Origin of the sequence: Frigoribacterium sp. CFBP 13707 (assembly GCF_014842245.1) — a bacterium.
Lineage (GTDB): Bacteria > Actinomycetota > Actinomycetes > Actinomycetales > Microbacteriaceae > Frigoribacterium > Frigoribacterium endophyticum.
Genome location: NZ_JACYVL010000005.1, coordinates 66,584 through 90,131 on the forward strand (window position 1 = coordinate 66,584; position 23,548 = coordinate 90,131).

At 74.3% G+C, this 23,548-nt stretch carries 19 protein-coding genes; 11 read left to right on the forward strand and 8 right to left on the reverse strand.

The window, feature by feature from the left end; genetic code table 11:
• Positions 1-25: 25 nt before the first annotated feature.
• From IFT45_RS10925 to IFT45_RS10935, 3 genes are read right to left on the reverse strand one after another with little or no spacing between them, the layout of a single operon-like run.
• A complete protein-coding gene (locus tag IFT45_RS10925) occupies positions 26-1,732 on the reverse strand; it encodes an FAD-binding oxidoreductase (RefSeq protein ID WP_341777174.1) in 1,707 nt (568 codons plus the stop codon).
• The gene (locus tag IFT45_RS10930; RefSeq protein ID WP_192128142.1) at positions 1,729-2,655 is read right to left on the reverse strand and encodes a lysophospholipid acyltransferase family protein; all 927 of its coding nucleotides are present in this window, start codon (positions 2,653-2,655) and stop codon (positions 1,729-1,731) included. Before IFT45_RS10930 ends, IFT45_RS10925 begins: the two co-directional genes overlap by 4 nt.
• Positions 2,652-3,431, reverse strand: a complete 780-nt coding sequence (locus IFT45_RS10935) for an SDR family oxidoreductase (protein WP_192128144.1) — start codon at positions 3,429-3,431, stop codon at positions 2,652-2,654. Before IFT45_RS10935 ends, IFT45_RS10930 begins: the two co-directional genes overlap by 4 nt.
• 86 nt (positions 3,432-3,517) lie before the next feature.
• Here IFT45_RS10935 and IFT45_RS10940 point away from each other — a divergent pair, with 86 nt between their 5' ends.
• From IFT45_RS10940 to IFT45_RS10955, 4 genes are all read left to right on the forward strand, one after another.
• Positions 3,518-4,339 carry a hypothetical protein gene (locus IFT45_RS10940; protein WP_056052626.1) on the forward strand — a complete coding sequence of 274 codons (822 nt, stop codon included), beginning with the start codon at positions 3,518-3,520 and terminating at the stop codon, positions 4,337-4,339.
• Positions 4,336-6,720, forward strand: coding sequence for an SDR family oxidoreductase (locus IFT45_RS10945; protein WP_192128146.1), 2,385 nt, complete (start codon positions 4,336-4,338; stop codon positions 6,718-6,720). Before IFT45_RS10940 ends, IFT45_RS10945 begins: the two co-directional genes overlap by 4 nt.
• Positions 6,721-6,743: 23 nt before the next feature.
• A complete protein-coding gene (locus IFT45_RS10950; protein ID WP_056052621.1) occupies positions 6,744-7,571 on the forward strand; it encodes a hypothetical protein in 828 nt (275 codons plus the stop codon).
• A gap of 65 nt (positions 7,572-7,636) precedes the next feature.
• Positions 7,637-7,984, forward strand: coding sequence for a LysR family transcriptional regulator (locus IFT45_RS10955; RefSeq protein ID WP_056052618.1), 348 nt, complete (start codon positions 7,637-7,639; stop codon positions 7,982-7,984).
• A 13-nt stretch (positions 7,985-7,997) separates the two neighbouring features.
• Here the strand turns inward: IFT45_RS10955 and IFT45_RS10960 are convergent, their stop codons facing one another.
• The 3 genes from IFT45_RS10960 to IFT45_RS17515 form a co-directional block, all read right to left on the reverse strand.
• Positions 7,998-8,312: a hypothetical protein gene (locus IFT45_RS10960; RefSeq protein WP_192128148.1), complete on the reverse strand. Its 315-nt coding sequence runs from the start codon at positions 8,310-8,312 to the stop codon at positions 7,998-8,000.
• Between the two features lie 318 nt (positions 8,313-8,630).
• Positions 8,631-9,797: an RtcB family protein gene (locus tag IFT45_RS10965; protein WP_185231569.1), complete on the reverse strand. Its 1,167-nt coding sequence runs from the start codon at positions 9,795-9,797 to the stop codon at positions 8,631-8,633.
• Between the two features lie 132 nt (positions 9,798-9,929).
• Complete coding sequence (locus IFT45_RS17515; protein WP_255354131.1) at positions 9,930-10,064, reverse strand: hypothetical protein; 135 nt, start codon at positions 10,062-10,064, stop codon at positions 9,930-9,932.
• 292 nt (positions 10,065-10,356) lie between these two features.
• Between IFT45_RS17515 and IFT45_RS10970 the strand changes: the two genes are divergently transcribed.
• From IFT45_RS10970 to IFT45_RS10980, 3 genes are read left to right on the forward strand one after another with little or no spacing between them, the layout of a single operon-like run.
• Positions 10,357-11,898 carry a pyridoxal-dependent decarboxylase gene (locus IFT45_RS10970; protein WP_192128150.1) on the forward strand — a complete coding sequence of 514 codons (1,542 nt, stop codon included), beginning with the start codon at positions 10,357-10,359 and terminating at the stop codon, positions 11,896-11,898.
• On the forward strand, positions 11,895-13,247 hold the full coding sequence (locus IFT45_RS10975) for a lysine N(6)-hydroxylase/L-ornithine N(5)-oxygenase family protein (protein WP_192128152.1): 1,353 nt from the start codon (positions 11,895-11,897) through the stop codon (positions 13,245-13,247). The genes IFT45_RS10970 and IFT45_RS10975 overlap by 4 nt, the downstream gene beginning before the upstream one ends.
• Complete coding sequence (locus tag IFT45_RS10980; RefSeq protein ID WP_192128153.1) at positions 13,244-15,622, forward strand: GNAT family N-acetyltransferase; 2,379 nt, start codon at positions 13,244-13,246, stop codon at positions 15,620-15,622. Before IFT45_RS10975 ends, IFT45_RS10980 begins: the two co-directional genes overlap by 4 nt.
• Before the next feature lie 247 nt (positions 15,623-15,869).
• Here IFT45_RS10980 and IFT45_RS10985 read toward each other — a convergent pair whose 3' ends face one another.
• Complete coding sequence (locus IFT45_RS10985; protein ID WP_192128155.1) at positions 15,870-17,138, reverse strand: GAF domain-containing protein; 1,269 nt, start codon at positions 17,136-17,138, stop codon at positions 15,870-15,872.
• 148 nt (positions 17,139-17,286) lie between these two features.
• Positions 17,287-17,883 carry a hypothetical protein gene (locus IFT45_RS10990; RefSeq protein ID WP_056052594.1) on the reverse strand — a complete coding sequence of 199 codons (597 nt, stop codon included), beginning with the start codon at positions 17,881-17,883 and terminating at the stop codon, positions 17,287-17,289.
• 318 nt (positions 17,884-18,201) lie between these two features.
• On the opposite strand from IFT45_RS10990, the gene IFT45_RS10995 reads away from it, so the two are divergent.
• Genes IFT45_RS10995 through IFT45_RS11010 form a run of 4 tightly spaced genes read left to right on the forward strand, consistent with a single transcriptional unit; the run spans position 18,202 to position 23,474 of the window.
• A complete protein-coding gene (locus tag IFT45_RS10995) occupies positions 18,202-19,134 on the forward strand; it encodes a hypothetical protein (RefSeq protein ID WP_185231561.1) in 933 nt (310 codons plus the stop codon).
• Positions 19,131-19,913 (forward strand): ABC transporter ATP-binding protein, encoded by a 783-nt coding sequence (locus IFT45_RS11000; RefSeq protein WP_192128157.1) that lies wholly within the window; start codon positions 19,131-19,133, stop codon positions 19,911-19,913. Before IFT45_RS10995 ends, IFT45_RS11000 begins: the two co-directional genes overlap by 4 nt.
• 31 nt (positions 19,914-19,944) lie before the next feature.
• Positions 19,945-22,338: an ABC transporter permease gene (locus IFT45_RS11005; RefSeq protein ID WP_192128159.1), complete on the forward strand. Its 2,394-nt coding sequence runs from the start codon at positions 19,945-19,947 to the stop codon at positions 22,336-22,338.
• Positions 22,335-23,474, forward strand: coding sequence for a ThiF family adenylyltransferase (locus IFT45_RS11010; RefSeq protein WP_192128161.1), 1,140 nt, complete (start codon positions 22,335-22,337; stop codon positions 23,472-23,474). The genes IFT45_RS11005 and IFT45_RS11010 overlap by 4 nt, the downstream gene beginning before the upstream one ends.
• Positions 23,475-23,548 lie beyond the last annotated feature (74 nt).

Here is a 23,548-nt window from a genome sequence, read left to right on the forward strand (position 1 = left end):
CCCACCCGCGCCTCCTGCCCGGTCGCTACGCGCCGGTGATCTTGCCCGGGTTGAAGACGCGGCCCGGGTCGGCCGAGTCGAACAGCCCCTGCATCACCTGGATGCCCTGCGTCGAGACGTCCTGCTCGAGCCACGGGGCGTGCTCGAGGCCGACGCCGTGGTGGTGCGACACGGTCGCGCCGGTGTCGATGAACGCCTGCTGGATCGCGTGCTTCACGACGTCGTACTCGGCCTCGGCGTCGGCGCCGTGCTCGAAGGCGAAGGTGAAGTAGAGGCACGCCCCCGAGTGGTACGAGTGCGACAGGTGGCCCATGATCCAGCCCTGCACGCCGATCTGGTCGAACGCCTGGTTCGCCGCGGCGTAGACGCGGGCGGAGACGTCGCGCAGCTTCGACCACGGTGCGGCGGTCTCGCTGACGTCGGCCGCGCCTCCGTGGTCCATGAAGAAGTCGCGCAGGTAGGGCGTGTCGAACTTCTTCTGGTCGTAGAGCTTGCCCGGCCCCTTGCCGACGCTCATGCCGCGGTTCGCCTTGACGATCTTGGCGACGGCCTTCTGCGTCTGGGCGACGTGCTCGGGGCTGCCCTCGTAGCCGATGAACGACAGGCACATCGCCTCGACGTCCCAGCCCTTGGCCTTCAGCACCTTCGGGAGGGCGTCGTTGACGACCTTCGAGATGCCCTTGCTCTCCTTCGAGGTCGCGAACGAGAACGCGGTCTCGTGGGCGTCGCTGACGCGCGTCACCGACGGGTGGGCGTCGCTCTCGGCGATGGCCTGCATCGCCGCGAGGCCGTCGTGCCACGACGGGAAGAGGTAGGCGAGGATCTCGCGCTTCTCGGGCAGGCGGTGCACCTGCGCGGTGACCTCGGTGATGACGCCGAGGCGCCCCTCCGAGCCGATGATCATCTCGCGGAGCGACGGCCCGGTGGAGGCGCTGGGCACGGCCCGGATGACGAGCACGCCCCCGGGGCGGACGACGCGCAGCCCCTTGGTGATGTCGGCGATGTCGCCGTACTTGTCGCTCTGCATGCCGGAGGAGCGGGTCGCGACCCAGCCCCCCATCGTCGAGTGCGTGAAGCTGTCGGGGAAGTGGCCGAGGGTCCAGCCGCGGGCGTTGAGCTGCTCCTCCAGGTCGGGGCCCTGGCCGCCGGCCTGGATGCGGGCGAGACCGCTGTCTTCGTCCACGTGGAGCACCTTCGAGAGGCGGCCCATGTCGAGCGAGACGACGGTGCGCTCCTCCGTGGGCATCGGCTCGAGGCTGCCGACGATGTTGCTGCCGCCGCCGAAGGGGATGAGCACGACGTCGCTCGCGACGGCGAGGTCGACGATCTGCTGCACCTCGGCCTCGTCGGCCGGGTAGACGACGACGTCGGGCACCCGGTCGAGGACGCCCGCACGGATGCGGATCAGGTCGCGGATGCTCTTGCCGTACGTGTGGACGACGCGGTCGTGGTCGCCCTGGTCGACGTGCTCGGTGCCCACGATCTGCACGAGCGAGTCGACGACCTCGGAGGAGGCGCGCGAGGCCGGGACGGTGAGCTGCGAGAAGTCGAGGCCCGTGTCGTGCTGGCCCTGCGACAGCTCGACGCCGACGATCTTCTTGACGAACGGGGCGAAGCCCGGCTTGTCGTCGTGGTGGAAGGCGACGCCCTCGACGCCCCAGCCCCACCACTTCATGTGCGCGACGCCGTGGTCGCGCACCTCGGTCTCCGGCTTGCTCTGGACGTCGGTCACGGTCGTGCTCCTTCGGACGGGGTCTCGGGACCCAGGATACGGGCGGTGTTCGCGTCCTTCAGACGCAGGATCTCGTCGCGCAGGCGGGCCGAGAACTGCACCGGCGTCTCGCCGGGCTCGGGCCGCATCGGGTCGCCGAAGGCCACGCCGACGGGCAGCCGGCCGGGCCTCGGCCAGGCCGACCCGCGGGGGTGGGCGATGTGCGCCCCGATCAGGGCGAGGGGGATGATCGGCACGTCGCACGCCGCCGACAGCGCGGCGGCACCGGGCTTGAACGCGGCGACCGAGCCGTCCTTCGAGCGCGTGCCCTCGGGGAAGACCAGCACGGGGTAGCCGCGCTCGAGCAGCGACCGGGCGCTGACCGTGGGCTGGCCGGCGCGCTTGCGGGCGGCCGACTTCGCAGCGGCCTTGCGGCGGGCGGCGGACTGCGCCGGCGTCGCGCCGGTCGACGGGTGCGCGGCGGCCGCGGCCGCCGCCGCGGCGACGGCCGCGGGGGCCTGGGGAGTCGCCGAGCCGGGTGTGCCCGCGGGCGTCGCGGTCGAGGAGCCGCGCTGCACGGGGAAGGCGTTGAAGAACAGCTCGGTCAGCTGGCGGCGCCACGGCACGTCGAAGAAGTAGTCGGCCGCGGCCCCGGTGGCGAGGTAGCGGGCGAGCCGGCGCGGCAGCGCGCCGAGGATGAGGGGCGCGTCGAGGTGGCTCGAGTGGTTCGCCACCACGATGAAGCCGCCCTCGACGCCCTTGAGGCGGTCGCGGTCGATGACGGTGACGCTCGTGATCGACCAGATCGTCGGCTTGAGGACGACGCGCTGGGCGACGTACCGGGCCATCGCCCGGCCGCGCGAGCTGAAGCGGTCGGTGACGTCGGTCGCGGCGCGGGCGACGGCCTCGCGCCGCGGGTGGCCGGGCCGGCTGGGGTCGCTCACGACTCCGCGGGCTTCCGACGGCTCGACGAGATGGCGCCCGAGACGCGGCGGACGACGCTGCGCGGAGCGTGCCGCACCAACCAGAACAGCACCCTGTACCGAACCGTGGGCATGGAGACCACCTTGTTGTCATCGACGTCGCGCAGGCACGCGGCGACCAGTGGTTCGGCGCCGAGCCACAATGCGTTCGGGATGCTCGACGACCGGATGCCGGCGCGCTGATGGAACTCCGTCTTCACCCAGCCCGGCAGCAGCACCGTGACGCCGACGCCCGTGCCCGCCAGCTCGACCGACAGGCTCTCGCTGAACGAGGTCACCCACGCCTTGATGGCCGAGTAGCCGCCCATGGTCATGAAGCCGGCGGTGCTCGACACGTTGACGATGCGGCCGCGGCCCCGGAGGCGCATGGCGCGTGCCGCGGACCCGGACAGCACCAGCACGCTGCGGACCATCACCTCGAACGCCGCGTCGTGCGTCGCGACGTCCTCCGACGTCAGCGGCGTGTGCACGCCGAAGCCGGCGTTGTTGACGAGCAGCTCGACCGGGGAGGCCTCGTCGGCCAACCGGGCCGCGACCCGGTCGACGTCCGAGCGGTCGCCGAGGTCGGCGGAGAGGACCTCGACCCGGCGGCCCGTCGCGCGGAGCGCGGCGGCCGTGTCGTCGAGTCGGGTCGCGTCACGCGCGACCAGGACGAGGTCCCAGCCACGTGCGGCGAGTTGGCGGGCGAATTCGGCTCCGATGCCGGACGTGCCCCCGGTGACGAGCGCTGTTGCCATGCCGCTTACGATACGGTCTTGAGGGCTCGCAGCGTGCATCGTGCCCCGCCCGCCCGCACGAACGCGTCACGAGAGGATCACTGGTCATGACGATCGACGGTGACCCCTACGACACCACCGAGTTCGACATGCGCGAGTTCACCCTGACCGCCCAGGGCACCCTCCGCCCCGAGCTCGACCTGACGCCCTTCGAGGCCTCCCCGCTCGGCGACGACGAGCTGCGCCTGCTGCGCCACCTCGGCCGGCTCGAGGCCGCCACGATGGAGCACCTCCGCAACCTCCTCGTCACCGCGACGCACAAGGACGCCCGCGTCACCGCCTTCCTCGTCACGTGGGCCTTCGAGAAGTTCTGGCTGGCCGACGCCCTCGACGCCGTGCTCGAGGCGCACGGCCGCCCGCGCCTCCGTGACGACGAGGAGGGCCCGCGCCGCCACGCCGCCTCCGAGGCCGCCGAGCGCCGCGGCCCGATCACCCGCGCCCTCGAGGCGATCAACAAGGGCGTGCCGATCGTCGCCGAGCACATGACCACCGGGCTCGTCGACGAGTGGGTGCTGGGCGAGGCCTACGACGTGCTCGAGCTCCGCGCCGCGAGCCCGGCGCTGAGCGCCGTCCTCGACCGCGTCCGGGCGATCAAGCGCCGCCACGAGCGGTTCTTCGACCTCGAGGCCCACTGGCGCCTCGCCGACTCGGCGCGTGCCGTGAAGCAGACCCGCGCCTCCCTCGCGAAGGCCGTCTGGCCGATCGGCGCGATCGAGCGCGCCGACTCCGAGCGCACCTTCTTCGACACGGTCGTCTGGGGCGGGGCCGAGGGCCACCTCCGCGCCGACTCGGTCGGCGACCGCGTCGCCGCCCTGCCGGGGCTCGACGCCCGCGTCGGCTCCACCGTGACCCGAAAGCTCACCGCATGACCGCACCCCTCCCCTCCGCCACGCCGGGCTCCACCGTCGCCAGCCTCGGCTCGGCGCACGTGCTGCTCACGGGCGGCACCGGATTCGTCGGCCAGGCGATCCTCGAGCGCCTGCTCTCGACCCACCCCGACACGACGGTCACCCTGCTGATCCGGCCCAAGGCCGGCACGCCGGCCCTCGGTCGGCTGCGGCACCTGCTCAAGAAGCCGGTGTTCGCGAGCTGGCGCGAGCGCGTCGGCGCCGAGGAGGTCGAGCGCGCGCTCACCGAGCGGCTCCGCGTCGTCGAGAGCAGCCTCGGCTCGCTGCCCGACCTGCCCGCCGACCTCGACGTCGTCATCCACAGCGCGTCGACCGTCTCGTTCGACCCGCCCATCGACCAGGCCTTCGACACCAACGTCGGCGGGGCCGTCGGCCTGTACGAGGCCCTGCGCCGCGCGGGCGGAGACCCGCACGTCGTGCACGTGTCGACCGCGTACGTCGGCGGCATCCGCAAGGGCGTCTTCCCCGAGGCGGCGCTCACGCACGCCGTCGACTGGCGCGCCGAGCACGCCGCCGCCCGCGACGCGCGCGCCCGCGTCGAGGCCGCGTCGCGGCAGCCCGAGACCCTCCGCCGGTTCCTCGCCGAGGGCCGTGCCCGCCACGGCAAGACCGGGCCCCAGGCCGTCGCGACGGCCGCCGAGGAGGCGCGGGTCGCCTGGGTCGCCGCCCGTCTCGTCGACTACGGCCGCACCCGGGCCGAGACCCTCGGCTGGACGGACGTCTACACGCTCACCAAGGCCTTCGCCGAGCGCGCCGCCGAAGAGCTGTGGGCTGCCGACGGCCACCGCCTGTCGGTCGTCCGCCCCGCCATCGTCGAGAGCGCGCTCCGCCACCCGTACCCGGGCTGGATCGACGGCTTCAAGGTCGCCGACCCGCTGATCATGTCGTACGCCCGTGGGCTCCTGCCGGAGTTCCCCGGGGTGCCCGACAGCGTGCTCGACATCGTGCCCGTCGACTTCGTGGTGAACGTCATCCTCGCGGTCGCGGCGAACCCCCCGGCGCGCCCGGTGATCGACGACGCGGCCGCGCCGGTGCCGGCGACGCGCACCGCGACTCCGGCGGGCCCCGAGGCGCAGTACTTCCACGTGGCGTCGGGCAACGCGAACCCGTTCCCCATCCTCCGCATGTTCGAGAACCTCAACGCGTTCTTCACGGCGAACCCGCTGCCGCGCGACGAGCACACGACCATCCCGGTGCCGCACTGGGACTTCCCCGGCGTGCGCAAGGTCGAGGGCGCCATCCGCTTCAAGCAGCGGACGAACGACTGGCGCGAGCGCGTGCTCACGCACCTGCCCTCGAACCAGCGCACGCGCACCGCGCTGAGCGACGTGCAGACCCGGCGGGCCGACCTCGAGTCGCTGCAGAGCCTGACCGACCTCTACCGCCACTACGTGCAGTCCGAGATCATCTTCGACGACCGCCGCACCCGGGCGCTGCACGCCGGGCTGCCCGAGGGCTCCCCCGCCGACGTCGGCTTCGACGTCACCGACATCGACTGGGAGGAGTACTTCCAGACCGTGCACTTCCCGTCGATCACGGCCATGACGCGCGCCTTCTCGGTGCGCCCCGCCGCGGTCGGCGCCGTCGTCGACACCCGGCCGCTGCCGCCCCGCACCGACGTGGTCGCCGTGTTCGACCTCGAGGGGACGGTGCTCGACTCGAACATCGTCGAGCAGTACCTCTGGGTGCGCTCGAACGGGTTCCGCAAGGCGGCCTGGCCGGGCGAGGTCGCGTCGCTGCTGACCGGCCTGCCGGCCTACCTCCGGGCGGAGTCGCGCGACCGCGGCGAGTTCATCCGCAGCTTCCTGAGGCGGTACAGCGGCATGCCCGTCTCGCGCCTCCGCGGAGTGGTGCGCTCCGGCGGCTACGCCGACGCCGTGCGCCGCCACACCCTGCCCGAGGCGCTCGCCCGCATCGCGGAGCACCGTGCCGCCGGTCACCGGACCGTGCTGGTCACGGGCTCCATCGCGACCCTCGCCGGGCCGATCGCCGACCTGTTCGACGAGGTCGTCGGCAGCACCATGCACGAGCGCGACGGGGTGCTCACCGGGTACCTCGCCCAGCCGCCTTTGGTGGACGAAGCCCGCGCTGCGTGGCTGACGCAGTGGGCACGGGAGAACGAGATCGACCTCACGGGGTCGTACGGGTACGGTGACTCCCACGCCGACCTCGCCTGGTTGGAGCTGCTCGGCAACCCGTCCGCCGTCAACCCCGACTCCAATCTCGCCCGCGAGGCGCTCCGAAGAAGATGGAGCATCCGCGACTGGGCCAGGGCCCGGGGCGCGGTCACAGCGACGACCGGCGGCAGCACCACACGGAAAGGAGACGGAGGGCAGGTCTGACGACCCGCGCCTCCCGACACCACATGGCATTCGACATCGACAAGTTCGCCGCGACCAGCGAGCGGATCACGTGGGACGACCTCGACCTCGACCACTTCAAGGAGAACCCGCTCAGCGCGGACTCGCTCCGCACCCTGCGCTACATGGCCGACGTCGAGTACCACACCGTGTGCTACACCCGTGACCTGCTGACGACGCCCTCGCACAAGGAGGGCGACGTCTCGACCTTCATGACGATGTGGAACCGCGAGGAGTTCTGGCACGGCGAGGCCCTCGCCGCCATCCTCGAGGTGCACGGCGTCAAGGTCGACTACGACCAGCTGCGCGCGAACCGCCTCAAGCTCGGCTGGCGCGACAAGCTCGACCCGGTCAAGCAGGGCCTGCTCGGCAAGTTCGTCGGCTCGGACTTCGTCGCCGTCCACATGTCGTGGGGCGCCGCCAACGAGTACTCGGCCGTTGCCGCCTACAAGCGCATGGCCGCCCTCGAGAAGGACCCTGTGCTCGCCGAGCTGCTCGTCCGCATCGCCCGCCAGGAGTCGCGCCACGTGGCCTTCTACGTGTCGCAGGCCCGCGAGCGGCTGCTCAAGAGCAAGAAGGCGCAGAAGCTGACCCGCTTCCTGCTGCAGAAGGTCTGGGCCCCGGTCGGCTCGTCGATCATGGAGATCGACGACGTCCGCTTCGTGTTCGGCCAGCTGATGAGCGGCGAGGAAGGCCGGAAGGCCGCCGAGAAGCTCGACTCGAACATCTCGAACCTGCCGGGCATGACCGGGCTCAAGATCTTCCAGAAGGCGCTCGACGGGCTCGGTGTCAGCCACACGTCGCCGGTCGCCGGCGGGGTGTCGGTGGCCTGAGCCGCTCGGTCGTCGGCGGTAGTCTGGGGCGTCGGGCACCCGGCCGACCAGCGAGAGGCGACACCGTGAAGACCAGCCACCTGAGGCACTTCCTCGTCGCGGCCGAGGTGCTGCACTTCCCGGTCGCGGCCGACAAGCTCGGCATCTCGCGCCAGAAGCTCGAGTCGTCGATCGAGGCGCTCGAGCTCGAGTTCGGCACCAAGCTGTTCGACCGCGACGCCAGCCCCTACCGGCTGACCAAGGCCGGCCAGGCCGCGATCGTCGTCGCCGAGGAGGAGCTCGCGAGCCCCTCGACTCCTCCGCCGCCGCCTCCCGTGCCGGCGGGCGGCAAGGCCAAGGCGTCGAAGGGCAAGGGGCGCACCCCGGCCGTCAAGGGGCAGCCGAAGCCGTTCAAGAAGCGCCAGGGGCGCTAGCTCCGCCGGTTCGTCAGAGAGCGGCGAACCACTCCGCGTAGCGGGTGTTCTCGGCCATGCGCCGGGTCTCGTCGGGGGCGTCGTCGCTCCACCACACCGGGCCCCGCTCGCCGAGGCCCGTCTTGGCCGCGTCGACCCGGGCCTTCGCCGCCTCGACGCCGGCGTGGTCGTCGGCCGCCAAGGCCGTCTTCTTCGCGCGGCGGGCGTCCATCAGCTCGTGGACGAGCTCGGACCGCCGCTCCTCCGGCAGGGCCGGGTCGGTGCGCCGCCACAGCCGGCCGCGCACGACGAGGTAGCGGCCGTCGGGGGTCACGAGCGGGTCGGTCACCGGGCCAGTCTGCCCGGGGCGCGCGCGGCGCGGCCGGGCGGCCCGCCGCGTCGACGCCTCAGGAGGCAGCCGCGCGAGCGAGCCCGCGCGGGCCGCCCGCGCCGCCGGCTCCTGAACCGTCGACACGACCGCCGCGCGCAGCGCCGCGACGACCGCGGCCCCGCCGCACCGCCCCCGCGGCCGGGCGGCCCGCCGCGTCGACGACTCAGGAGGCAGCCGCGCGAGCGACCCCGCGCGGGCCGCCCGCGCCGCCCGCTCCTGAACCGTCGACACGGGACGGCGGCGAGGAGGCGCGAGCCGCAGCCCGCGCCTCCCCCGCTAGTCGCCCTTGACGTTCACGATCTGGCGCAGCGTGTGCCGGATCGTCACGAGCTCCGCCGCGTCGGCCATCACCTGGTCGATCGGCTTGTACGCCGCGGGGATCTCGTCGAGGAACGCGTCGGTGTCGCGGTACTCGATGCCCTCCATCGCGGTGCGCAGCTCGTCGTGCGTGAACTTCTTGCGGGCGGCGCTCCGCGAGTAGGCCCGGCCGGCGCCGTGCGGCGACGACTCGAGCGCGACGGGGTTCCCCCTGCCCTCGACCACGTAGGAGGCGGTGCCCATGCTGCCGGGGATCAGCCCGGCCTGCCCCGCCCGGGCCGAGATGGCGCCCTTGCGGCTGAGCCACACGTCCTTGCCGAAGTGCCGCTCGCGCTGCGTGAAGTTGTGGTGGCAGTTGATGCGCTCCTGCTCCTCCACGGGCGCTCCGACCCAGTCGGCGAACTGGCGCACGACGCGGTCCATCATCTCCTCCCGGTTCAGCAGGGCGAAGCGCTGGGCCCAGCCGAGCTCGGCGATGTACCGGTCGAACTCGGCCGTGCCCTCGACGAGGTAGGCGAGGTCGGGGTCGGGCAGCGTGATCCACCAGCGCGTCATGGCCGCCTGGGCGACCTTGATGTGCGCCTGCGCGATCTTGTTGCCCACGCCCCGGCTCCCCGAGTGCAGGAAGAGCCACACGGCGTCCGTCTCGTCCAGGCTGACCTCGATGAAGTGGTTGCCGCTGCCGAGCGTGCCCAGCTGCAGCTGCCAGTTCTTGGCGTACGACGCCGGGTCGAAGCCCGCCTCGGCCGCCAGCGCCTCGAGCTCGGCGACGCGGGGCTCGGCCGTGGCGACGACCTTGCGGTTGTACGCGCCGGCCGAGGTCGGCACGGCCCGCTCGATCTGCTCGCGCAGCGGCTTGCGGTCGGCGGGCAGGTCGGCCGCCGTGAACTGCGTGCGCACGGCGATCATGCCGCAGCCGATGTCGACGCCGACGGCGGCCGGCATCACGGCGCCGAGCGTCGGGATCACCGACCCGACGGTCGCGCCGAGGCCCAGGTGGGCGTCGGGCATCAGTGCGAGGTGCGGGTAGATGAACGGCATCGTCGACGTCGTCCTGGCCTGCTGCGCGGTCTTCTCCTCGAGCAGGCTGGCCCAGCTGAACAGCCGGGCGGTGATCTTCTCCATGGTCCTCTCGGTCCTCTGTGGGGGGGGGTGTCGTCGTCCGGGGCGGACGGACGCACTCCGACCCTGCAGTATCGGTGGATGCGAGAGGTGCCCCGGCCCTCGTGGGCTGGGGCGTCGGGTGACGCGCGCGGCCTACGAGAGGGTGTCGAGTTCGAGCATGGTCTTCTCCTGCTGCTCGGGCGATGCGTACTGCCCGGGGTGCCAGGAGCGACCGCGGCCGTCGAGGAGGCGCGGTGCACGCAGGTCGGCGAAGGTGCGGTTCGACACGGTGCTGGCCTCTCTCTCGGGGGTGCTCGACGTCGACGAGGCGACGGGTCGTGCCGACGATCGGCACGAGAGGTGACAGTACAGCCCGGGCGTGTCGCTGTCCACACCCCGGGCGTGTCGCGCCCGTCGCCCCGGGCGACCTCCGGGTCGCCCTTTCGGCGGACACCCGGTGAACCCCTGGTCATGAGCCTGTTTCATGATGCGGCCCCGTCTTGCGATTTAGGTGAGCCTTGCCTAACCTCGGGCAGGCCGCAGAGAGCCTGCCGCGATCACGCACCACCGGGAGCCCACCGTGACCCACCTCCTGTCCGCCGCCACGGCCGACGCCTACGCCCGATCGACGACCGCCGTCGTCGAGCGCCTCGCCGACCGGTTCCGGCTCGTCGACCAGCCGTCGTCGGGCGTGCCCCGCGCCGACCTCGAGGCCCTCGTCGACGCCGTCGACCTCGACGGCCCCGGCGCCGGCACCGACGCCGCCCTCCGCGAGGTGGACGAGCTCTTCACCGCGCACGCCGTCTGGTTCCACCACCCCGCCTACCAGTCGCACCTCAACTGCCCGGTCGCCCTGCCGGCGGTGGCCGCCGAGGCCGTGCTCGCCGCGGTCAACCCCTCGGTCGACACGTACGACCAGTCGACGGTCGGCACCCTCGTCGAGCGGCGGCTGATCGCCTGGACGGCCGAGCGCGCCGGCCTCCCCGCCGACACCGCGGACGGGGTGTTCACGTCGGGCGGCACGCAGTCGAACCTGCACGCCCTGCTGCTGGCCCGCGAGCGCGCCGCCGGGCGGGCCCGACGTCAGGACCTCGACGAGGAGGCGCGGCTGCGGAGCACGAGCGGGCCCGGTCGACGCCCCGACCGGCGCCCGCGCTCCCTGCACGAGGTCCTCGAGCGGATGGTGGTGCTCGCCACCGACCAGAGCCACTTCAGCGTCTCGACGGCCGCGCGGGTGCTCGGCCTGGGGCCGGACAGCGTCGTCGCCGTGCCCACCGACGACCTCGGCCGGATGCGGCCCGAGGCGCTCCGGGTGACCCTCGACGCCCTCGTCCAGGCCGGCCACGTCGTCGTCGCCGTCGTGGCGACGGCGGGGACGACCGACCGGGGCTGCCTCGACCCGCTGGCCGCGATCGCCGACGTCTGCGACGACGCCGACGTCTGGCTGCACGTCGACGCGGCCTACGGCGGGGGCCTGCTGGTCTCGACGACGCGGCGGCGCCTCCTCGAGGGCGTCGAGCGGGCCCGGTCGGTCACCGTCGACTTCCACAAGACCTTCTTCCAGCCCGTGTCGTCGAGCGCGCTCGTCGTGCGAGACCGGGCCGATCTCGAGCCGCTCGCCTGGCACGCCGACTACCTCAACCCGGTGGGCGCCGCCGACCCGAACCAGGTCGACAAGTCGCTGCAGACGACCCGGCGGCTCGACGCCCTCAAGCTCTGGGCGACCCTGCGGGCCGTCGGTGCCGACGGGCTGGGAGCGATGATCGACCGCGTCGTCGAGCTGGGCGCGGCCGCGACCGGGGTCGTCCGCGACTCCCACGACCTCGACCTGATCGGCGAGACTCAGCTGAGCACGGTCCTGTTCCGCTGGAGCCCGGAGGGGCTGGACGACGCCGAGGCCGACCGGCTCGTGCCGCACGTCCGACGCGCCCTGGTCGAGTCGGGGCGCGCCGCGGTCGCGCAGACGGTGATCGACGGGAGGCCGTGCCTGAAGCTCACGCTGCTCGACCCCGACACGACCCTGGCCGACGTCGAGGGGGTGCTCGACCTCGTCCGCGAGGCGGCGAGCGCCCTGCACGTCGGCAGCACCGACGGCGCGGCCAGCGCGGCGGTCGTCCGATGAGCGCCGTCCCCGAGCACGTCCACGACCTGGTCGGCGTCGGCCTCGGCCCCTTCGGGCTCGGCCTCGCCGCCCTCAGCGACCCCGTCGACGACCTCGACGCGGTCTTCCTCGACGCGGCCGACGCGTTCCGCTGGCACCCCGGCATGATGATCGAGGGCGCCACCATCCAGGTCCCCTTCCTGGCCGACCTCGTGACGATGGCCGACCCGACCTCCCGGTTCTCCTTCCTCGCCTGGTTGAAGCAGACCGGGCGCCTCTACCCGTTCTACGTCCGCGAGAGCTTCTTCCCGCTCCGCGTCGAGTACGACGCCTACTGCCGGTGGGTCGCCGACCAGCTCGGCACGCTGCGCTGGGGCCGTCGCGTGACGGCCGTCACCGACCTCGACGACGGGACGCTGCTCGTGCACGCCGGCGACGAGACCTGGCGCACCCGGCACGTGGTGCTGAGCACGGGCACCGAGCCCGCCGTCCCGTCGCACCTGAACGGCCTCGACGGCCCGGTCGTGCACAGCGCCGACTACCTCGACGCCCGCGACCGGCTGCGTGACGCGCCCTCCGTGACGATCGTCGGCAGCGGGCAGTCCGCGGCCGAGATCTACCGCGACCTGCTCGACGGGGTCGGGCGCGAGGGCGTCGCGGGCTCCGGCGCCCGGCTCGACTGGGTCACCCGCTCGCCCCGGTTCTTCGCCATGGAGTACACGAAGCTCACCCTCGAGCTCACGAGCCCCGAGTACACCGACCACTTCCACGGCCTCCCCCTCGCCGAGCGCGACCGGCTCGGCCGCGAGCAGCGCAGCCTGTACAAGGGCATCAGCGGCGACCTCGTCGACGACGTCCACGAGACGCTCTACCGCCGCAGCGTCGACGGCCCGCTCGACACGACCCTCCTCACCGAGACCGAGCTGACGGACGCGACCTGGGACGCCGACCGCGGGCTCTTCACGCTGGCCCTCCGCCACGCGCAGCTGGGCACGACGGCGGTGCGGCAGACCACCGCCCTCGTGCTGGCGACGGGGTACGCCCCACGGTCGACCTCGGTGCTCGATCCGCTCGGCGACCAGGTCGAGCGCGACGCCCGCGGGCGCCTCGCCGTCGCCCGCGACCACAGCGTCGACGGCGGTCGCGGCCGCGTCTTCGTGCAGAACGGCGAGGAACACACCCACGGCCTCACCGCGCCCGACCTGGGCATGGGCGCCTGGCGCAGCTCGAGCATCCTCGCGTCGATCACCGGCCGCGAGGTCTACCCGGTCGAGCGGCGGGTCGCCTTCCAGACGTTCGGGCTGCCGACCGAGGAGTCGCGGGTCGGCTCCCCGGGAGCCCCCGCCGCCGAGGGGGTGACGGTCCGATGACCGCGGTCACCGAGCACCGCGCCTCGTGCGGGCTGGTCACGATCGAGCCGTTCGAGGCGCACCCGCACGCGGTGCCGCTGCGGCGCTGGCTCTCGCACCCCGCCTCCTCGTGGTGGGGCATGGCGGGCCTCAGCACCGACGAGGTCCGCGCCCACCTCGCCGCGATCGAGGCCGACCCGCACCAGCGGGCCTGGCTGGGCCGCGTCGACGACGAGCCGCTCTTCTACGTCGAGACGTACGACCCCACGCGCGTGCTGCTGGCGGAGGTGCCCGAGGTGCGCCCCGGCGACGTGGGCGTGCACCTGCTCGTCGCTCCGCCGGTCGAGCGACGCGTGCACGGGCTGACCTCCGCCGTGATGGCCGCCGTGACGGGCTTCGTGCTCGACGGCCTGGGGGCGACCAGGGTGGTCGTCGAGCCCGACGTGCGCAACGCGGCGGTCAGGGCGAAGAACGACGAGGCGGGCTTCCGCGTGCTGCGCGAGCTCGAGCTGCCCGAGAAACGGGCGGCGCTGTCGGTGCTGACCCACGACGACCGCGCCGCGGCGCACCTCACGCCGGAGCCGATGGCGGTCGCGCACCGGCACCTCGTGACGAAGGCCCTCGCCGAGTTCTCGCACGAGCGGCTGCTGGCGCCGGCCGGCCTGGGCGACGACGTGTACGAGGTGGTGCTCGCCGCGCTGCCGCGGCACGACGCGGCGGCGGGCCCGGCCGGGGCGCCGGCCGTCGCCCCGGCGCCGACCCCGACCCCGACCCCGACCCCGACCCCGACCGTCGCCTACCGCTTCCGCGCCCGGCGGCTCGCCCTCGAGCACTGGGCCATCGACGAGGCGAGCGTGACGCGCACGGTCGACGGGCGCCCCGCCCCGCTCGACGCCCTCGAGCTGGTCGTCGAGCTGCAGCCCCTCCTCGCCGTGCCCGAGCACCTCCTCGCCACCTACCTCGAGGAGGTCTCGGCGACCCTCGCCGGCCTCGCCCACAAGCACCACCGGGGCGGGCCGTCGAGCGAGCAGCTGACGACCGCCGACCACGCGACGATCGAGGCGGCGATGACCGAGGGCCACCCCTCCTTCGTCGCGAACGCGGGCCGGATCGGGTTCGGGCTCGACGAGTCGCGGGCCTACGCCCCGGAGAACGGCGAGCCCGTGCGCCTGCTCTGGCTGGCGGCCCGGCGCGCCCACGCGCACCTCGCCCTCGGCCGGGGCCTCGACGAGGCCGCCCACCGCCGCGCCGAGCTCGGCGACGAGACGCTGGAGCGCTTCGCGGCGACCCTCCGCGGCCGGGGCCTCGACCCCGACGACTTCCACCTCCTCCCGGTGCACCCGTGGCAGTGGCAGCACCGCGTCGCCGTCACCTTCGCCGCCGACGTCGCCCGCCGCGACCTCGTCCTGCTCGGCGAGGGCGACGTCGAGCACCGGGCGCAGCAGTCGATCCGCACGTTCTCCACCCCGACGCACCCCGAACGCAGCTACGTCAAGGTGGCCCTGGCCATCCAGAACATGGGGTTCCTCCGCGGCCTCTCCCCCGAGTACATGCGGCCGACGCCGGCGATCAACGACTGGGTGCACGACCTCGTCTCGGCGGACCCGACCCTGCGGGAGGCGCGGTTCCGCGTCCTCCGGGAGCGCGCCTCCCTGGGGTACACCGGCGACGTCTACCACCGCACCGCGACGGCGTCCCCGCAGCGGAAGATGCTCGCGGCGCTCTGGCGCGAGAGCCCGGTGCCGCTGCTCGCCCCGGGCGAGCGGCTGGCGACGATGGCGGCGCTGCTGCACCGCGACCGCGACGGGCACGCGCTGGCGACGGCGATGATCCGGGCCTCCGGCGTCGGCGCCGAGGGGTGGCTGCGGTCGTACCTGCACGCCTACCTGCGGCCGGTCGTACACTGCCTGCTCGCCCACGACCTCGCCTTCATGCCGCACGGCGAGAACGTGATCACGGTGCTGCGCGACCACGTGCCCACGGGCGTCGTGATGAAGGACATCGGCGAGGAGGTCGCCCTGCTCGCCGAGCCGTCGTCGCCCGACGAGCTGCCGCCCGAGCTGCGCCGCGTCGTGTCGCCGGTCGACGACCGGGAGAAGGCGCTGGCCGTCTTCACCGACGTCTTCGACGGGGTGCTGCGGCACCTCGCGGCGATCCTCGACGTCGACCGGGTGCTGCCGGAGGCGCTCTTCTGGCGGCTCGTCGCGGAGTGCGTCGACCGGCACGCGGTCGAGCACCCCGGGCTGCACGGCGCCGTCGACCTGCGGGCGGCCCGGTTCGACCACTCGTGCCTGAACCGTCTGCAGCTGCGCGACACGAGGCAGATGGTCGACCTCGGGGCGCAGTCGTCGTCGCTGATCTACGCGGGCACCCTGCCGAACCCGATCGCCCGCTGAGGAGGCGCGGGGCGAGGGCGCGGGGCAGGGCGAGGGGAGCACGGCCGGGTCGGACCCGAATCCCCCCGGCCGCGCCCCGTCGGCGGGTGCCGACCGTCGACCGGGCCGGAGGCCTCACGTGCCCGGGACCTGGTCGACGCTACCGGTCGACACGTGTCGCGTCAGGGGGGTGGCCAGACGGGAGCCCGGGCCGTAGGGGCCCGACCGCCCGGATCGGGGTACGCGCTGTACCCCGGACCGGGCCTGCTCAGGCCGCGGGCGTCCGCGCCGGGAGGTCCTGCAGCTCGCGCTGCACCTGCAGCGCCAGCTCGCGGAGCAGCACGAGGTCGACGCTCTCGGCGCTGCGCGGCACGACGTCGGTCACGCAGAGCGCCCCGACCCGCACGCCGTCGGCCGTCTCGACCGGGTGGCCGGCGTAGAACCGCACCGACGGGTGCGACGCGAAGCGCGGGTCGGCCCAGGCGTCGGGCACGACGAGAGCCTGGCCGTCGCGCACCGTGTGGGCGCAGAACGAGTCGGCGATCGGCTGCTCGACGCGCATCTGGCCCGAGACGGCCTTGTTCCACTGGCGGCCCTCGTCGATCAGGGCGAACGAGGCGCCCTGCCCGCCGAGCAGCACGCGGGCGCGCTCGACGATCTCGTCGAACCGCTTCTCGGGCGGGGTGTCGAGCAGGCCGAGGGCGCGCACGGCGGCGAGCTGGGCCTCGGCGTCCTGCGGGGCGTGCCGGGCGCGACGGGCCGTCGCACCTCGCTCGAGCTCGCGGTCGATCAGGGGGGCGAGCAGGGCGGCCTGGTCGGCGGCCCAGGCGCCGTAGCGCAGCACCTGCAGGCGGCGGTCGGCCGTGCCGCCGGCGGCCGAGCCAGCCCGGCCCTGCTCGGCCGAGCCTGCCCGGGCCTGCTCAGCCGAGCCCGTCGACGGCACCGGCGGCAGCAGGAAGTGCAGGCGCTCGCGCCCCGCGCAGAGGTCGGCCGACAGCCGGTTGAGCACGCCGGCCTGCTGGTCGGCCGCCCCGCCGCGGGCGGCGCCGAACTTCTGGACCGAGCTCGGGGGCTGGATGCCGACCACGAGCAGGTGGCAGCTCGGGTCGGTGGCCTGCTCGAGCTGTGACAGCAGCGCGCAGAGGTGGCTGCTCCAGCGGTGCCCGGGCAGCAGCTGGAGGGCGTCGCTCATGCCGAGCACGACGACGACGGCGTCGTAGCCGCGGAGGGGGCGCGACGCGGCGAGCTCGTGGGCGGTCGCGACGGTGACCTGCGGGTCGGCCAGGGCGTCGACGTCGGCGCCGCGCCCGGTCAGGGCGGAGAGCCGGCGGGCGAGGTGCCCCGGCAGCGCGAGGTCGTGGCTGCGGACGCCCCAGCCGACGGCGGGGCCGTTGCCGAACACGAGCACGCGGTCGGGGTCGGTGCCCGGCGCGTGCGCCGAGGGGGCGTCGTCGGGGCGGGGCGTGGTGAGGAGGTCGTCGACGACGCGGTAGCGCCCGCGGGCGACCGTTCGCACGGCTCGGTGCATCAGGGACATGCGGCAGCTCCGTCCCCGGGTGACGGGAGTGAGGGTGGCGGGTCGGGCGGGGGCGGGGCCTGACCGTGGACGTTCGATCCTGGCCCACGCAGCCCGGGGCGGCAAGCCCCCGGACGGGGGCGCGGGGAGTCGCGGGTCGAGCCCCCGGTCACCCCCGGTCGTCGGGGCTGCGCCGCGCCTCCCCCAGCGCGGCGAGGTCGTCGCCGAGACCGGCGAGCCGCTCGTCGCGCTCGGCCTCGTAGGCGGGGTCGACGGCGCCCGCGGCGCGCACGCGCGTGACGACGGCGGAGCCGACGTCGGCCCAGGCGCGCTCGACGGCGGAGGCGACGATCCCGTCGACGTAGTCGCGGTCGGAGCGGAGGGCGTCGAGCCGGTCGGCGACGGCGACGTAGGTGTTCTCGCGGAACCACAGCGTCGCGTCGTCCGCGCTCCGGTAGTCGTGCTGGTGGCGGGAGCGGCCGCGGCTGCCCTTGGTCTTCGCGCGGGCGGCCTCGATGCGCTTGTTCTGGTAGCGCTGCTCCTCCGCGAGCCGGTGCAGGGTCCGGCCCACCGCCTCCGCGGTCTCGTCACGGTCGAAGACGTCGTCGTCGCGCAGGGCCCTGACCACGATGCGGTTCGCGACCGACACGACGGCCGCGGCCCGCGCGATGAGCAGGCCCTCCCCGACGGCGCGCTCGAGGGCGACCGGGTCGACCGGGGCCGGGTCGACGCCGTCGTCGGCACCGCGGTTCCTCGACCACCTCATGCCGCTGCCTCCTGATCCGGACGCCCACGTCCGCGTCGGACGTCCACCCCCGATTAAAGCCCCTCCGGAGGCGCGGCTCGTCACGCGCCCGCCCTTGCACGCCACGGGACCGACCAGTATGTTCGATGTCACCCTCCGGACGTCACGTCCAGGAGGGTCGACTCGACGACGAGAGGAGGTGACCATGACGAAGACGACCACCTCGACGCTGAAGCCGGGAGCTGCGGCGCGATGCGACCGCGGCAACTGCATGTGCACGTGACCTCTCGCGGCGGGGAGCCCCGTCTCCCCGCCGGGCCGACCTGACCGAGGAGCACCGTGCACCTACCCCTCTTCACCCTCTTCACGCTGCGTCGCGACCGGCAGCTGTGGGAGGCCCTCCGTGCCGCAGGCCCTGTTCGAGCGTGGGCCCTCATGTCCGAGCTCGCCGCCCTCGACCGCCCGCTCCACGACGCCTGCGCGGAGCCCGACCAGACGGCCGCCCATGTCGAGGCTCAGACACGGGCCTTCATGGAGCTGGCGCCGGCGCTCGACGAAGAGACGGCGACGGCTGCGGCCCGGCGGTTCGCCACGTACGGCCCCCGCCTCCAGCTCGAGTCGACCTTCCTGTCGCTCTGGCTCTCCGACGACCGGACGCTCTTCCAGGACGTCGTCGAGATCCGCGGCCTGGAGCACCTCGTCGAGGCCCAGCGCCGCGGCGGGGTGCTCGCCCTCCCGCTGCACCTCGGCCCGTCGTACGCCGTCCCGCTGGTCCTCGCGCACCTGGCGCCGACGAGGTTCGTCTACAACCGCATGAACCTCGCCGACCTCCGTGACGTCGCGTTCCCCGACCTCGACGTGGAGGCGTTCCCCGTCGACGACGCGGTGACCTTCCGCCGCGGGCTGGAAGCCCTGCGGGCGGGTCAGGTCTTCGCCATGTTCCCTGAGTTCGACCCGAGGGGGCAGGGGCTGCGCCACGCTCGTGTCCCGTTCCTCGGCACGACGGTCCTCGCGCCCGAGGGGCCCGTCCTCCTCAGCCGTGCCGCCCGGGTGCCGATGCTGCCGATCGTCCTCGACTCGGACGGCGGCGGGCACTTCACCCTCAGGTTCCTGCCCCCCGTACCTCCTCCCCTCGGCGACACGACGGGCCGGCAGGCACTCGAGTCGCTGTGGCGGGTCGTGGAGTCACAGCTCCTCGACGGCCGGGTCGGCGACTGGGAGATGTGGATCGAGTTCGACCTGATGTCACCGCGACGGGGAGAGCCGACGTGAGCGAGGGGCGCACGCTCGTGCGCGCCGTCGGCCTGCGTCGGGAGTTCCCCAGCCGTGGCGGGGTCGAGACGGTGCCGGTCGTCGACGGGGTCTCGCTGGAGGTCCGCGACGGCGAGTTCGTCGCCATCGTCGGGCGCAGCGGGTGCGGCAAGACCACGCTCCTCCAGATGCTGGGCGGGCTCGACGCCGTCGACGGAGGAGAGCTCGAGGTGGCCGGGACGGACCTGGTCGGGGCCGACGAACGAGCCCGCGCGCGCTTCCGGCGTCGGCACCTCGGCTTCGTCTTCCAGTCCTTCCACCTGGTGCCGACACTGACCGTGCTCGAGAACGTCGGAGCGACGGCGCTCATCGACGGTCGCCGGCGCGAGGACTGGGCCCCGGAGGCTTCCCGGCTCCTCGACGACCTCGGGCTCGCGTCCCTCGCACCGCGGCTGCCGCAGGGTCTCTCCGGGGGGCAGCAGCAGCGCGTCGCCGTCGCGCGCGCCCTGTTCGGGTCGCCGGACGTCCTGATGGCCGACGAACCCACGGGCGACCTGGACTCCTCGACGGGCGCGACCGTGCTGACGATGCTGCGGTCGGCCGTGGAGTCAGGCGCCGTCGGCTGTGCGCTCATGGTGACCCACGACGCGCTCGCCGCGAGCCGCGCCGATCGGGCGATCGCCCTGGCGGACGGCCGGGTGGTGGCGCAGCTCGACGTCGCCCGCGCCCGACACGACCAGGAAGGAGCGGCCGATGTGGTCGAGCGCGTGCACGCTTGGATGGCGTCACTGGCGCGATGACGCTCGTCACTACGCCCTGTCCACGGCTGCGGTGGCCGTCGGCGCGGCCCTCGTCGTCGCGACGCTGCTGACGAGCGACGCGGCGGAGCGGGCGACGGACGACCGGCTGGACGCCCTGGTCGCCTTCGGCGACGTCGCACTGGTGGCATCGGCGGGAACGGACGTGATCTCGTCCACCTCGCTCCACGAGATCGCCGGGCTGCCCGGCGTCGCCCGTCTCCTGCCGACGTTGAGCCACTCGAGCGTCGCAGCGGCACCGTCGCACGGGTCCGGCGGAGGCGTCTCGGTCGAGACCGAGGTGACGGTGACCGGGTACCCCTCCGACGCCGCCGACCTCATGGAGCGGGCGCTCGTCTCCGGCGCGTCGCCGACGGCGGCGTCGGGCGACGCAGTCCTGCCCCGGGACCTCGCGGACGAGCTCGGCGTCGACGTCGGGGACACCCTCGGGGTGAGCAGCACGGCGGGCGGCCGGGAGTTCGTCGTCTCCGGGCTCGCCGACGACGCGGCCCTCGGCCTCTTCGGCGGAGACACCGTCTTCGTCGACCTCGCCTCGGCGCGCGAGGCGTTCTCCGAGCCCGACGGGGCGACCCGTGTCGACGTGGAGCTCCAGCCGTCCGTCCGGACGACCTGGGCCACGGACCACGCCGGAGACCTCCCCGCCGGGGTCGAGGTGCAGGACACCTCGGCGTTCGCGACGGCCGTCGAGCCCGTGCTGGCCGTGCAGTCGCTCGTCCTCGCGGCCTGCTCGACCGTGGCGCTCGGACTGACCGCCCTGCTCACCGCGCACACCCTCCGGGCGTCGACACGGCGACGGGCGTCGACCTGGGGAGCGCTGCGCGCCCTCGGCGCACCGGGCCGCTGGACGGCAGCGGCCGTGCTCGTCGAGGCGAGCCTGGCCTCCGCGCTCGGGAGCAGCCTCGGGGTGGTCGTGGGGCTGGTCGGCGGCGTGCTCGCCGCCCCCGGCGCCGTCCCGTCGCTCTCGTCCATGGCGGGTCTCGGCCTCGTCGGCCTGAGCGTGGGGACGGTGGCCGGCCTCGCGGGCGCCGCCGCGGCCGCCCGCGACGTCGCGCGGAGCCGACCGGTCGACACGCTGGGCGGGGCGGAGAGGCGGCGGGGCGTGATCGCGCGCAGTCTCGCGACCTGCCTCGTGGCGGCCGTCGGTGTGGCCCTGGCGACGACCGGGGGCCCCCTGGGCCGCGGCGTCGCCGTCGCACTCGCGGTCGTGCTCTGCGTCGTGGGGACGCCGCTGCTCCTGGCCGCACTCGGCCGTCTCCTGCGCCACTCCCGCCGCTGGCGCGTCGCGACGGCCGCCCGCCGGGCCTCGGCGTCCGGGGCGTCCGCCTCCGTGGCCGCGCTCTGTGCCCTCGTGACCTGCTTCGCGACCGCGGCCGCCATCACCCTGTCGACCGTCGCCGCCGCGACGCTCGACCAGGTCGAGCGCCAGTTCGGGGCCGACGTGCAGGCGAGCGTCCCCGTGGCGCTCCCGGACGACCTCACCGACCGCGTGCGGGGCGTGCCCGGGGCGGAGACGGTGTCGGCCTCGGTCTCGGGCAGGGCCCTGGCCGTCGCGGGCGTGCGCACGTCCGACGTCGGCCTCGTCGGCGTCGACGCCTCGAGCTGGTTCGACGTGGCCTCCGTGCCGTGGGTGGACGGCGACGACGACGACGCCCGCGATGCCCTGGCGCGAGGGGAGGGCGTCCTGCTGCCCGTCTCCGTGGCCACCGTGCTGGGGACCACCCTGGGCGACCCGGTCGTCGTGCAGCACGGCGGTCGCACGACCTCGCTCGTGGTGGTGGGCACCTTCGCCTCGTTGGTCACCGGCGACCAGATCGTCGTCGACGTCGGCACGGCCCGATCGCTCGGCTTCGCGGGTGCGTCGGCCTGGGACATCGCGACCTCGCCCGGTGCCGACCCCGACCTCGTCGTCCGCGGCGTCGACGACGTGTTCGCCGACGTCCCGGGGAGCTCCGTCGTGACAGGGGCCCAGATGCGCGCCCGAGCCGTCTCCGAGCTGGGGGCCTCCTCGGGCGCGCTCGTCGCGGTGGTCGGCGTCGGCGTCGCCTTCGGTGCCCTCGCGGCCGCCGGCACGTGGGCGACCGAGGCGTCGCGACGGCGACGAGAATTCGCGACCTGGAGGGCCGTCGGAGCCCAGGGCAGCGACGTAGGGCGGCTCCTCGTGCTCGACGCCGCCCTCGTCGTCGCCGCCGCCGTCGCGGGCGGCCTCGCCTGCGGGGTCCCGGCGGGCCTGCTGGCGACGACGCTCGTCGCCGAGGCCCTCGGCACGGCCCTCGCGCCGCAGGTGCCCGTCGTGGGCCTCCTCGCCTGCTGCGTGGTCGTCGCGACCGCGATCCTCACCTCCTCAGGGGTGACCGCTCGCCGGACGGCAGCGTCGCCCACCGTCCTCGCCCTCCGGGAGGCTCCGTGAACGACCCGTCCGTCGCTGCCGCCGTCGTGACGACGCCCCCGATCCTGCGCCTCCGCCGGGGCCTCGTGGTCGAGCACGCCCCGGGCGCGCTCCGCGTCACGTCGATGGCCACGCGCGAGGTGATCGAGTACGCCGTCGACGACCACGTCGTCGACCTCCTGGCGTGTCTCGACGGGACCCTCGACCGGGGCGGCGTCCACCGTCGCCTGCAGGAGGCGGGACACCTCGTCTCCCTGGGCGTCGTGGACGCCGTCCTCGCCGTGCTGCGCGGCGACGGGCTGCTGGCGACGGGCCCGGACGCAGCGGGTGCCGACCCTCGACGGACGGCCCAGCTGCGCTTCCTCGACGAGCTCGCCTCGCTGCACCCGGCCCCCGGGCGTGACGCCGCCTCCCTCCAGGCGTCCCTGGTCGCGTCGAGGGTCGTCGTGCTCGGAGTCGGAGGCGCGGGGTCGACGGTCGTCGCCGCGCTCGCCCGCGCGGGCGTCGGGGAGATCGTCGTCGTCGACGCCGACGTGGTCGATGTGTCGAACCTCGACCGGCAGCCGCTCTTCGACACCGACGACGTGGGCAGCCACAAGGTCGTGGCTGCGGCGGCTCGCGTCGCGACCGTCGACCCCGCCGTCCGGGTCGTGCCGGTGCCCCTCCACGTCCGGGGCCCGGCAGATCTCGATCCGCTCCTCGACGGAGTCGACCTGGTGGTGAGCTGCGCCGACCAGCCGAGCGTGGCCGCTGCCTCCGGGTGGGTGGCCGACGCAGCGTGGCCTCGCGGCCTCCCCCACATCGTCGGCGGCGCCTACGGCAGTGCCCTCGGCGTCCCGGGGTTCACGGTCGTGCCGGGATCGACCGCCTGCTGGTGGTGCGCCCGGTCGGCGGCGACGGGCCCGGACGACGACCCCTCGTGGCAGGCCGCCCTCGTGACTCCGCGAGGAGGGACGATCTCCGCCGTCACCGGCCTGGTCGGGAACATGACCGCGTGGGAGGCACTTCGGGTGCTGCTCGGTCTGCCCCTCGGCTTCTCCGACCGGCTGCTCGAGCTCGACCTGATGACGATGCAGTGGCACGAGACGGGCGTGTCGAGACGACGGTCGTGTCCGTGTGCCGGTGGTGCCTCTGCTCCTGTTCCTCCTCCTGCGTGACGGGACGCGGCCAGCGACCGACGAGGCCCCCGGCCGTCCGCACGGAGGCGGCGGCTCGGGGGCCCGGACGCGAG

Coding starts and splice junctions, on each gene's coding strand:
- IFT45_RS10935 (WP_192128144.1), bottom strand. CDS start 3,431: ATGGCAACAGCGCTCGTCACCGGGGGCACGTCCGGCATCGGAGCCGAA.
- IFT45_RS10940 (WP_056052626.1), top strand. CDS start 3,518: ATGACGATCGACGGTGACCCCTACGACACCACCGAGTTCGACATGCGC.
- IFT45_RS10945 (WP_192128146.1), top strand. CDS start 4,336: ATGACCGCACCCCTCCCCTCCGCCACGCCGGGCTCCACCGTCGCCAGC.
- IFT45_RS10950 (WP_056052621.1), top strand. CDS start 6,744: ATGGCATTCGACATCGACAAGTTCGCCGCGACCAGCGAGCGGATCACG.
- IFT45_RS10965 (WP_185231569.1), bottom strand. CDS start 9,797: ATGGAGAAGATCACCGCCCGGCTGTTCAGCTGGGCCAGCCTGCTCGAG.
- IFT45_RS10975 (WP_192128152.1), top strand. CDS start 11,895: ATGAGCGCCGTCCCCGAGCACGTCCACGACCTGGTCGGCGTCGGCCTC.
- IFT45_RS10980 (WP_192128153.1), top strand. CDS start 13,244: ATGACCGCGGTCACCGAGCACCGCGCCTCGTGCGGGCTGGTCACGATC.
- IFT45_RS10985 (WP_192128155.1), bottom strand. CDS start 17,138: ATGTCCCTGATGCACCGAGCCGTGCGAACGGTCGCCCGCGGGCGCTAC.
- IFT45_RS10990 (WP_056052594.1), bottom strand. CDS start 17,883: ATGAGGTGGTCGAGGAACCGCGGTGCCGACGACGGCGTCGACCCGGCC.